This window comes from Methylophaga sp., from assembly GCF_965655755.1.
Classification (GTDB): Bacteria; Pseudomonadota; Gammaproteobacteria; order Nitrosococcales; family Methylophagaceae; genus Methylophaga.
This window is the reverse complement of the sequence record NZ_CBFHHW010000025.1, coordinates 28,126-39,332: the sequence shown is the minus strand read 5'-3', so window position 1 is coordinate 39,332 and position 11,207 is coordinate 28,126. Positions and strand designations below refer to the sequence as shown.

The following is an 11,207-nucleotide window of genomic DNA, read 5'->3' as shown; positions in this document are numbered from 1 at the left end:
AGCCGCCACCCAATACACTGACAACTTCTGTCAGCGGTAAAGCAGCGTCAAGTTCAGGTAATAACATCATCAACAACATCGTTGTGATGAGTGAAAAGATAATACTCAGGTTGGACTTCGTATTTATAGACAGGTTAGTTAATGGCCCACCCAACTTTGGTTTTTTACCTGCATTAATCTGCTTATATACTTTTTCAGCCCTCGATACCCGCTCTTCAGAAGGCACGGAACGCACTGACTCATAGCCAATAACCTCGTTACCTTTAAATATAGGCGTAACGTAGGCATCAACCCAATAATAATCACCTGACTTGGTTCTGTTTTTTACAATCCCCATCCAGTGATTTTTGTCTTTGACTGTTTTCCATAAATCTGCAAATGCGGCTGGCGGCATATCCGGATGTCTGATGATGTTGTGATTTACGCCCATCAGATCATCTGCATCGAACCCACTTACATCAATGAAATCTTTATTAAACCCATTAACGATACCTTTCAGATCCGTTGTCGAAATGAGCGGCCGGGTAAACTTAACTTCAGTGTCAGTAACCGGGAGGTTTTTTTTCATTTTATATTCGCCTAGTAATGCCTACGTATTAGCTACTGTTTCGGCTTTTTTTACTATAACTTTATAGCATCAAGTGAATTTATTTTGTGCATACCTGCGTTACGGAGAGAAATATTGAAACGTGACCTAACCTCAGAATAAGATTACGATTTTATGGGGAAAAGGAATATCAGACGATTGATCATTAAAAGTGAGGATCAATAACGATCAACGTTTCTTTTTCAGGAGCACAGGAATGAGACTGACGTACTCTGGAAATTGGGATGTAAAATTCACTTTTACTGCGTGTATAGAGATTGAGATAGAAATGGAGGCTGAGGTCGGAATCGAACCGGCGTTAACGGAGTTGCAGTCCGCTGCATGACCACTCTGCCACTCAGCCTTTGAGGGCATTTTAAACTAAAAAGCCGCAGTAGTAACTTTGACTGACCGCGGCTTTTTATTAATTCTGGAGCGGGAAACGAGATTCGAACTCGCGACCCCAACCTTGGCAAGGTTGTGCTCTACCAGCTGAGCTATTCCCGCTTAGGAAGTGGTGCATTATAGGCACTTCAAATGTAATGTCAACCCTTATCACGCAACATCGGCCATGCCGCTTGCAGATAGTTAAACATAGACAGCAAAGTGAGCCACGCCGCCACATAGAGCAGTACAATGCCGATCTCAAATATTGGTAATCCGAATAAGGAGTTATAGAAAATCAGGCAGCCAATGGCTATCATCTGAAAGGTCGTTTTCCACTTACCCAAACTGGACACTTTCACTACATTTCTGGCGTTTAGTTCAGCCATCCACTCGCGTAATGCGGAAACAATTAATTCGCGGGATATGATTAAAATTACCGGAATCAAAATAAACCAAGTGGGCGTTTTATAGACAATCATGATCAAGGCGACAACCACAATAAGTTTGTCGGCTACCGGATCAATGAATGCTCCAAAGGATGAGGTCTGATCTAATTTTCTTGCCAGATAGCCATCAAGCCAATCTGTTACTGCAGCAATAACAAAAACAAGCGTTGCCCAGACTGTGGCAGATTCGTTTGGCAGGAAAAACAGTATGACAAGTACAGGTATCAGAAAAATACGCAGTAAACTCAAAATATTGGGCAAATTCAGCATGGTAGTCACTTGAAAATTTAAATCGTCGTTATGTTAGCACTAACAAAGACTTATTTGTCGCCATGAAACACATCGTAGATCTTCTGAGCCAGTGATTTACTGATGCCATCAACCTTGGCTAAGTCCTCAACCCCGGCTCGTTTCACTTCCTGAATACCACCGAATTGCTGTAATAATTTTTGTCGGCGTTTGGGTCCGAGCCCTTCGATGTGTTCCAGTGTCGAGGTATTGCGGGCTTTGGCGCGCCTTTGTCTATGACCGGTAATAGCAAAACGGTGGGCCTCATCACGCACTTGTTGCAGTAAATGCAAAGCCGGTGATTCTGCCGCTAATGTCACCTCTCCCTCACGGCCGACGAGAAACAGCGTTTCTTCACCCGGTTTTCGCTCGGGTCCTTTAGCAATACCTAATATCGGCAAATCACTCAAGTTAAGTTCTTCCAGCACTTCCTGCGCTTCTTTTATCTGACCTTTCCCCCCATCAATCAATAGTAGATCAGGGCGCTTTCCTTCGCCTTTTTGCAAGCGGGTAAAGCGACGTGTCAAAGCCTGATTCATTGCCGCATAATCATCACCGCCAGTGATACCTTCGATATTAAATTTACGGTAATCGGCTTTAATTGCCCCTTCCAAGCCAAACACGACACATGAAGCGACCGTTTTTTCACCCCGGGTGTGACTGATATCAAAACACTCAATTCGTTTGGGTAGTTCATCCAGTTCCAGTGCTTCCTGCAATACTTCAAATCGTTGTAATAGATTCGATCGACTGCTCAGCCGCTGCGTCAAACTGATTTCAGCGTTGGTTTTTGCCATTTGCATCCAACGCACTCCCTGCCCTCTTTTGGGTTGTCGCAGACTGACCTTGTGAGCCGACTCAGTTTCTAAAACCTCTTGTAGTAAAGCCAAGTCATCCGCTTCATGGCTTAACAGAATTTCACCTGGTACGTTTTTACCTAGGTAATATTGAGGAATAAAGGCAGTGAGTAATTCTTCCGGTGAACTGTCAGCCGATCCCTTGGGGAAGTAACTTTTACTACCCAAGTTTCGTCCTCCACGAATAAAGCAGACTTCCACCACCGCCATACCGTCTCTGACAATCGCCGCCAGAACATCAAACTCTCCTTGCTCAGAACTCACATACTGACGCTCCTGAACCCTGCGTAAAGCGATCACTTTGTCGCGAATCGCCGCTGCCTGCTCGAAATCGAGTCTTTGTGAGGCAGCGTCCATCTCAGCTGACAGGTCATCCATCACCTGCTGGTTTTTGCCTTCCAAAAACATAATGGTGTGTTCTACATCTTTTTTATATTCTTCTTCAGACACCAGACCGACACACGGACCAGTGCATCGTTTAATCTGATATTGCAGGCAGGGCCGGGAGCGATTTTGATAATAGCTGTCTTCGCACTGGCGCACAGGGAATAGCTTTTGTAAGAGATTTAAGCTATCTCGAACAGCACCCGCACTGGGATAAGGGCCGAAATATTTTCCTACTTTACGTTTGGCACCACGATGCACGCTCAGGCGTGGAAAAGTATCACCGGAAATCAACAGATAGGGGTAACTTTTATCATCACGTAACAGAATGTTGTAACGCGGCATCAATTCCTTAATCAGATTATTCTCGAGGATTAAGGCTTCATTCTCAGTGTGTGTAACTGTCGTTTCAATCGCCGCTATCTGCGCAACCATTACCTGTGTTTTGGCTGTCAGACCTGTTTTTCTGAAATAGCTTGATACCCGCTTTTTCAGATTTTTGGCTTTGCCTACGTAAATGACAGTTCCGGTGCTGTCGAGCATACGATAAACACCGGGACGTCCTGTCAAATTATTCAAAAAAGCGGCTGAGTCGAATTTTTCTGCTGTTTGGGTAGTTTCTGCTTCAGCCATAATGCTGGGGACTATTCTTTGTAATTGATTGGTTTGTATTGGCGCTTGTAGCACTTGTGCGCCTGCACAAAGCTATTGACTGACAAGCCTAATAGAATCAGACCGCCAATAATGGCCGGAACGTCTTCGTAGAAGAAATAAAACATTGCCAGAGCCGCAATAAGCTCACAGCTACCAATGACTTTTAACAATACGACGTTCTCTGTTCGTTTGACCATTTTACTCTCCTGCACCATTGCTAGTATATCCGATTAGCTTTTCACCTATAAAAAGCAGGGATAATGTAGCCTTGTTTTGAAGTTGCTGACAAGACTTTGTCTTTTTATGTGAAAATAACGCTTTTTTTCAACAACTGTAGACTCGTGTCCAAACAACAGCCAAATCTGCTTCAGCCATCACTTCCTGCCAATAACAAAACCGCGCTATATGCAGGTCAATTATATGGCAGTGCTCAGGGCTTATTGCTGGCTAGAGCGACACAGCAACATCAGGGGCCATTACTGGTTGTCACTGATGATATGGCAACAGCGCACCGACTCGAACTGGAAGCCCGGTTTTATTTAGGCAACGATTCACGCCCTATTCTGCACTTCCCCGATTGGGAAACATTACCCTACGACACCTTTTCCCCGCATCAGGATATTGTTTCTGAGCGGCTGGAGACGCTGCATCAACTGCCCTTATTTCAGCAAGGCATCTTATTCGTTCCTATTACCACTCTAATGCAGCGTATCGCGCCACGCGAGTTTCTCGAAAGCAATACCCTGATGCTGCAGATCGGCGACCAGTTCGAAATTGACAACTGGCGCCGGAAACTCGAAAAAGCCGGTTACCGTAATGTGTCACAGGTCATGGAACATGGTGAGTTCACCGTCCGTGGCGCAATTATCGACCTCTATCCAATGGGAAGTAAACTGCCCTATCGTATCGATCTGTTCGATGATGAAATCGATACCCTGCGGACATTCGATCCGGAAACACAACGCTCAATAGAAAATATTGACACCATCCGTCTGCTCCCAGCGCGTGAATTTCCGATGACCGAAGACGGCATCCAGTTGTTTCGTCAGCAATTCAGAACGCAGTTTGAAGGCGATCCACTGCGCAGTTATATCTATCGAGAAGTCAGCGATGGCAATGTGCCCGGCGGCATCGAATATTACCTGCCACTGTTTTTTGAGCAAACCAGCACTCTACTGGATTATCTGCCGGATGACACGTTGATTGTGAATGTGGCCGACCCACATCATGGCGCTGAGGGTTTCTGGCAGGAAATCAGTGAACGTTACAGACAACACCGGGTAGATATTGAAAGACCCCTTCTCGAACCACAACGTGTGTTTGTCCCAGTCGAGGATTTGTTTGGTCAATTTAAAAACTACCAGCGTCTGCAACTGCAAAGTTTCGAACATGAAGACAAAGCCGGTCATCAGAATTACGCCAGCTTGATTCCACCGCAACTCACCATGAATGCCCGCAAGGATAAACCTTGTGAGGCATTACAGACCTTTATTGAACAATTTGATGGTCGTATTTTGCTTGCCGCTGAGAGTGCAGGCCGCCGTGAAACCCTGCTCGACCTACTCCGCCAGCAAGATATACATCTCACCACCGTGAGAAGCTGGGATGAGTTCATCGCTAGTGATGCCACACTCGCCATCACCGTCGCCCCCCTGGAACAAGGGCTGATTCTGCCCGCACAGAATATTGCTGTCATCGCAGAGCCACAGCTATTCGGGCAACAGGTAATGCAGCGTCGCCGTCGGAGCCGAAAAAAACGTGATACTGATGCCATTATCCGCAACCTCGCTGAGTTATCGGTGGGCGATGCGGTGGTGCATGAAGATCACGGTGTGGGTCGTTATCTAGGTCTGCAAACGCTCGACATTGGTGATATCACGACCGAATATGTGACGCTGGAATATGCAAAAGGCGATAAGTTGTATGTACCTGTCGCTTCGCTCGATCTCATCAGTCGTTACGCCGGCGCAGCACCGGAACTGGCACCTTTGCATAAACTCGGTACCAGTCAGTGGGAAAAAGCACGTAAACGGGCTGCGGAGAAAGCGCGTGATGTCGCAGCAGAGTTACTCGACATATACGCCCGTCGGGCAGCAAACAAGAAAACACCAATGGCCACGCCGGGCGATGATTATGCCGCTTTTGCTGCGGCTTTTCCGTTTGAACCCACGCCCGATCAACAAGATGCCATTGATGCGGTCACTAAAGACATGTTGTCGGAACAGCCAATGGACAGACTGGTGTGTGGTGATGTGGGCTTTGGTAAAACTGAAGTTGCTATGCGCGCCGCTTTTCTTGCTGTTCATTCCGGTAAACAGGTTTTAGTACTGGTCCCTACTACGTTGCTCGCTCAGCAGCACTATGAAAACTTCAAAGATCGTTTTGCCGATTGGCCAGTCAGAGTGGAAGTCTTGTCTCGCTTTCGCTCCAAAAAAGAACTTGATAGAGTCAAATCAGGCATCACAGAAGGTCAGGCCGATATTATTATCGGTACGCATAAATTATTGCAGCAGGATATTGAGCCGAAACAGCTTGGCTTATTCGTACTCGATGAAGAACATCGCTTTGGTGTCACCCAAAAAGAACAGATCAAAAAATACCGTAGTCAGATTGATGTGCTGACTTTAACCGCCACACCGATTCCCCGTACATTGAATATGTCGATCTCAGGCATCCGGGATTTATCAATTATTGCGACAGCTCCTGCCAGACGTTTAGCAATTAAGACTTTTGTCATGCAATGGGATAGTGAAAAAATTCGCGAAGGCATTCTGCGAGAAATAAAACGGGGCGGACAGGTCTACTTTCTTCATAACAAAGTTGAAGATATCGAACGTGTAGCAAGAGAAATCGAAGCAATATTGCCCGAGGCGAAAGTCGCCGTTGCCCATGGCCAGATGCGTGAACGCGAACTGGAGCAGGTGATGCTCGACTTCTACCATCAACGCTTTAATGTGCTGGTTTGCACCACGATTATCGAAACCGGTATCGATGTGCCCTCTGCCAACACTATTTTTATCGACCGGGCCGACAAGCTGGGTCTGGCACAGCTTTATCAGATTCGTGGCCGTGTCGGACGCTCACATCACCGTGCCTACGCCTATCTCATAACACCACCACAAAAAGTGATGACGAAAGACGCCGTTAAACGGCTTGAGGCTATCGAATCAATTGAAGATCTGGGGGCAGGCTTTACGCTCGCTACGCATGACATGGAAATTCGTGGTGCCGGTGAATTACTGGGCGATGAACAAAGTGGTCAGATGCATGAAATTGGCTTTAATCTTTATAATGAGTTGCTGGAACGTGCAGTAAAAGCCATGAAATCCGGCAAAGAGCCGAGCTTAACCAACCAGGATCGGCACTTTGTTGAAATCGACCTGCATGTACCGGCATTAATTCCATCAGACTATCTGCCTGATGTTCACACTCGCCTGGTACTTTACAAACGCATTGCTGCTGCAGCCGATAACGATATGCTGCATGAATTACAGGTTGAAATGATCGACCGGTTTGGCTTATTGCCCGAACAAGTGAAAACCTTGTTTGCTATTCATGAGCTTCGTTTTAAAGCCAAAACTATCGGTATACGAAAAATCGATGTCTATGATGCCGGTGGTCGTTTGATATTCGAACAAGAACCGAATATCGATCCAATGACCATTATCGATCTAATCCAGAAACAGCCCAAGAAGTTCAAACTCGATGGTCAGGATAAACTACGCTTTTCTGAAGATATGCCAGAAGCTGAAGAACGTATTGTGGTGCTGGATAAACTTCTGGATGCCTTACTTGGAAAATAGTTATGGCGACTCACATTTATCCGCCATAAAGTAGAAATATGCCAGCATCCCGGCATTCATGTCTTTAATAACCTTATTGAACAGAGTACAGAAAAACAGTAACTAAGCGGGTTAATTGAGGGGACAAGCTATATTGCCGTATGTATTCCCTAGAGCAAAATACGGAAATATAATAGTCTTTTTACTTCAGCACAGCTTCACCAACAAAGATGAATCATCAGAGATATGACACAGGGCTAAAGTTCAAATCACACCACATATTTAATCTTAAACTCTCTGCTACAATAAGCAGTTGTTTTTGGGCTGTTTCATACTCTTTCATCTATAACAGGAATCACATGATTAAAACTTTTTTCCCTCTTCTGATGATATTGAGCATGCTGATAAGCGGTTGCATTAACCGAACTCCTCCCCCCCCCACTGTCAGCCCGACACAGTTAAACAATGCCCTCAATGAAACTGAAATGAGACTGGCTAAAACAATGCAGCAGCAATGTCAGGCCTGGGAGGATCAGCAGCAAAAAAATACCGAGCAATTCCAAAAACTCCAAAATAACCACCAGCAGATAGACGAAAAGCTAGGCACGATCAATCAAAAGCTGGATAAGCTGCCAACGAAACAAGTTGTGGCCGCTGCCAGTAAAACAGCGGAATGCCCGTCTATGCCGACCAGTAATAATAAGCTGGGTAATAAAATGGTTGTCGGTCAAGTCGAGTGGTTATGGATTGAGTCTTTGAACCGTGTTTATGAAGCCCGTATCGATACAGGGGCCACAACTTCATCTATCAGTGCACTGGATATTACACCCTTCGAGAAAGATGGTAAGCGCTGGGTTCGATTTCGTATGACGCCTGATGACAGTGATGACAGCTATGAAATAGAAGCCCCGCTGGTGCGATATGTCAAAATTCGCCAAGCATCGACTGATGAACTTGATCGACGGGCCGTAGCGTCATTGACCATCCGCATGGGTAACATGACTGAAATTGCAGAATTTACTTTGACCGATCGCACTCAAATGAGTTATCCGATTCTTTTGGGCCGTGAATTTCTTAAGGATATCGCCGTTGTTGATGTCGCAAAAGACAATATTCAACCAAAACCTGAAATCCTGAAAGATTTAACCCAACCAAAATCTGTCAGTAAAACGAATAAAAAATAAAGGACTCCGAGATGGTATCACGCAAACCTTTTTACCTATTGGTGGGCTTGCTTATTCTAGCCGGTGTCAGTCTCTCATTACATCGACACTACACTTATGATATTCCGTGGCTTCCTGGTGAAACACGCCAGACCTGGTCGATTGAAGCTAAAGTCGAGCTTGATGCGATGGGTGGAGAAATATTGGCATCCTTGGCTATCCCTGATACGCAACCAGGGTTTACGCAGTTAAATCAGCAAACAGCTAGTCCTGGCTATGGCTTATCGTTTTCAGAACGTGAAACAGGCGGACAACGTGCATTGTGGTCAATCCGCAAAGCCTCCGGTGAGCAAACACTTTATTACAAAGTGGATATGCTGCTTGATCCTTATGCTATTCCCCCGGAAACCAGCAAACCACCCTCACTCAAAGTCAATATCGAAAAAGAGCCTTATGCCACCGCTGCAGATCAACTACTGGATCGTGCTCAGGAGCGCTCATCCAGCCCCTATACACTGGCGCGAGAACTGATTCAGGAGTTTAAGAATCAATCACAAAATGCCCAATTGCTGGCTAAACTTAAGCCACAGTTGAATTGGATTGTACAACTCTTACACAAAGCCGGCGTTCCAGCCCGTCAGATTCATGCTTTAGAACTTGAAGACGGACGCCGTCAACAAGAGCTCGTTGATTATCTTCAGGTCTTTGAAGGTGAAGAGTACGAATTGTTCAATCCAGAAACAGGAGAGCGTGGACGCCCTGAAAATCTTCTGTTATGGGAATACCACTCCGAACCAGTTTTAGAAGTGGTTGGTGGTGTGAATTCAGATGTCACGTTCTCAATGATTGAGCAAGAACAACCCTTTGGGGTCGCGTTAAACCAAAAGTTTGCGGACAGCGAAGTACTCAATTTTTCGCTCTACACCCTGCCATTGGAAGAACAAGCCTTATTCAAAGGCATTTTATTAATTCCCGTGGGCGTATTAATGGTGGTGTTGATGCGTATTCTGGTCGGCCTAAAAACATCAGGTACATTCATGCCGGTATTGATAGCCTTGGCCTTTATTCAAACCAGTTTGGTTACTGGTTTAGTCGGCTTTTTACTCATTGTGGGTACGGGCTTGATGATCCGTTCTTATCTGTCCTATCTCAACCTTCTCCTGGTGGCACGGATATCTGCCGTCATCATTATGGTGATAGGCATTATCGCGATATTCTCAATCATCGCCTATAAACTGGGTTTAACAGAGGGCATGAAAGTCACCTTCTTCCCGATGATTATTCTGGCCTGGACGATTGAACGCATGTCGGTACTGTGGGAAGAAGAAGGTCCCCATCAGGTCTTCATACAGGGTGGAGGTTCACTATTAGTAGCTGTAATTGCGTATCTTGCAATGAATAATGAATGGATCCGTCATATCACCTTTAACTTTCTTGGTGTTCAGCTGATTTTAATGGCCCTGGTATTGATGGCGGGCAATTACACCGGTTACCGATTGTTGGAATTGAAACGCTTTAAGCCGATGGTCGAGGATAAATAATGAGTGGCCCTCTGATTAATTGGCTGCGGGAAGCCAAACAGCGTTATGTTCACCCCAGTAGACTCGCCCAAAAAGGTGTGTTGGGTATGAACCGACGGAATATTTCGTATATCAGCCGTTACAATCCACGCCATTTGTTTCCGCTGGTTGACGACAAGTTACAGACTAAAAAAATCGCCTTAGACCATGGAGTCACAACACCTGATTTGATTGGTGTTGTTCGTGAACAGCATGAAGTGGCTGATTTAATTGATTTCATTATTCATTGTCCCAGCTTTTGTATCAAACCCGCACATGGTTCGGGTGGTAAAGGCATCATGGTGATCACTCGCAATGATGAAGAGGGTTATCACAAAGCCAATGGGCAAACAGTCAGTCTAAGTAACCTGGAAAGACATGTTTCCAATATTCTGGCCGGTTTGTTTTCTCTGGGGGGCCGTGCCGATGTCGCGATCATTGAATCGCTTATTGAGTTTGATGACTGCTTCACCGGTTTCACCTACGAAGGCGTGCCAGATACACGGGTAATCGTATTCAAAGGATTCCCGGTGATGGCAATGATGCGACTATCAACATCAGACTCGAATGGCAAAGCGAATCTGCATCAGGGCGCTGTGGGTGTGGGTTTAGATATCGCTGATGGCAGAGCATTGCGTGCGGTCCAGTTTGACCGTCCGATCTTATTACATCCAGACACAGGCACAAACTTGCTGAGCCTGAAAGTGCCCCACTGGGAACAACTTCTGGACTTGGCTGTATCATGTTACGAAATGTCAGGATTGGGGTATCTGGGAACGGATATCGTTCTGGACCGACAAAAAGGCCCAATGATGTTAGAACTCAATGCACGGCCTGGCCTGAGTATTCAGGTCGCCAATGGTGAAGGGTTATTACCGCGGTTAAGACAAATTGAAGCGTTGGGCCATAAGCACAAAATGACAGTGCAGCAACGTGTAAACTTCGCCCGGGAACACTTTTCACGTAAGCTCTGATTATTGGTATAGTTTCAGGACGCCATATCGAGCCCACTTTACAGGAGCGCATCATGCAGGAAAAAGGATCTTTTAATGCGATTATACTGGGTGTTTCATTATTTCTGGGTTTGAGCAGTCTCGGTTT

Annotated in this window: 8 protein-coding genes and 2 tRNA genes; 4 read left to right on the top strand and 6 right to left on the bottom strand. The window is 45.7% G+C overall.

Annotated elements, in window-relative coordinates:
* The 6 genes from ACTF5U_RS09215 to ACTF5U_RS09190 form a co-directional block, all read right to left on the bottom strand.
* A partial coding sequence (locus ACTF5U_RS09215; protein WP_438971334.1) for a PAS domain-containing protein occupies positions 1–568 on the bottom strand: 568 nt, incomplete at its 3' end.
* Between the two features lie 308 nt (positions 569–876).
* Positions 877–950 (bottom strand) — tRNA-Cys (locus ACTF5U_RS09210).
* A gap of 67 nt (positions 951–1,017) precedes the next feature.
* A tRNA-Gly gene (locus tag ACTF5U_RS09205) sits at positions 1,018–1,093 on the bottom strand.
* A 38-nt stretch (positions 1,094–1,131) separates the two neighbouring features.
* Positions 1,132–1,689, bottom strand: coding sequence for a CDP-diacylglycerol--glycerol-3-phosphate 3-phosphatidyltransferase (gene pgsA / locus ACTF5U_RS09200; protein WP_438971333.1), 558 nt, complete (start codon positions 1,687–1,689; stop codon positions 1,132–1,134).
* A gap of 50 nt (positions 1,690–1,739) precedes the next feature.
* A complete protein-coding gene (gene uvrC, locus ACTF5U_RS09195; protein ID WP_438971332.1) occupies positions 1,740–3,581 on the bottom strand; it encodes an excinuclease ABC subunit UvrC in 1,842 nt (613 codons plus the stop codon).
* 11 nt (positions 3,582–3,592) lie between these two features.
* On the bottom strand, positions 3,593–3,799 hold the full coding sequence (locus ACTF5U_RS09190) for a hypothetical protein (RefSeq protein ID WP_438971331.1): 207 nt from the start codon (positions 3,797–3,799) through the stop codon (positions 3,593–3,595).
* A gap of 144 nt (positions 3,800–3,943) precedes the next feature.
* Here ACTF5U_RS09190 and mfd point away from each other — a divergent pair, with 144 nt between their 5' ends.
* The 4 genes from mfd to ACTF5U_RS09170 all read left to right on the top strand — a co-directional run bounded on the left by mfd (position 3,944) and on the right by ACTF5U_RS09170 (position 11,080).
* Positions 3,944–7,405 (top strand): transcription-repair coupling factor, encoded by a 3,462-nt coding sequence (gene mfd, locus ACTF5U_RS09185; RefSeq protein WP_438971330.1) that lies wholly within the window; start codon positions 3,944–3,946, stop codon positions 7,403–7,405.
* A 338-nt stretch (positions 7,406–7,743) separates the two neighbouring features.
* Entirely contained in the window at positions 7,744–8,568 is an 825-nt protein-coding gene (locus ACTF5U_RS09180) for an ATP-dependent zinc protease family protein (protein ID WP_438971329.1), read from the top strand.
* An 11-nt stretch (positions 8,569–8,579) separates the two neighbouring features.
* Positions 8,580–10,088, top strand: a complete 1,509-nt coding sequence (locus ACTF5U_RS09175; protein ID WP_438971328.1) for an inactive transglutaminase family protein — start codon at positions 8,580–8,582, stop codon at positions 10,086–10,088.
* Positions 10,088–11,080 (top strand): alpha-L-glutamate ligase-like protein, encoded by a 993-nt coding sequence (locus tag ACTF5U_RS09170; protein WP_438971327.1) that lies wholly within the window; start codon positions 10,088–10,090, stop codon positions 11,078–11,080. Before ACTF5U_RS09175 ends, ACTF5U_RS09170 begins: the two co-directional genes overlap by 1 nt.
* Positions 11,081–11,207 lie beyond the last annotated feature (127 nt).

Bases quoted from the DNA above. Each gene is read 5' to 3' on its own strand.
- pgsA (WP_438971333.1), bottom strand. From the start codon at position 1,689: ATGCTGAATTTGCCCAATATTTTGAGTTTACTGCGTATTTTTCTGATA.
- uvrC (WP_438971332.1), bottom strand. From the start codon at position 3,581: ATGGCTGAAGCAGAAACTACCCAAACAGCAGAAAAATTCGACTCAGCC.
- ACTF5U_RS09190 (WP_438971331.1), bottom strand. From the start codon at position 3,799: ATGGTCAAACGAACAGAGAACGTCGTATTGTTAAAAGTCATTGGTAGC.
- ACTF5U_RS09180 (WP_438971329.1), top strand. From the start codon at position 7,744: ATGATTAAAACTTTTTTCCCTCTTCTGATGATATTGAGCATGCTGATA.
- ACTF5U_RS09175 (WP_438971328.1), top strand. From the start codon at position 8,580: ATGGTATCACGCAAACCTTTTTACCTATTGGTGGGCTTGCTTATTCTA.
- ACTF5U_RS09170 (WP_438971327.1), top strand. From the start codon at position 10,088: ATGAGTGGCCCTCTGATTAATTGGCTGCGGGAAGCCAAACAGCGTTAT.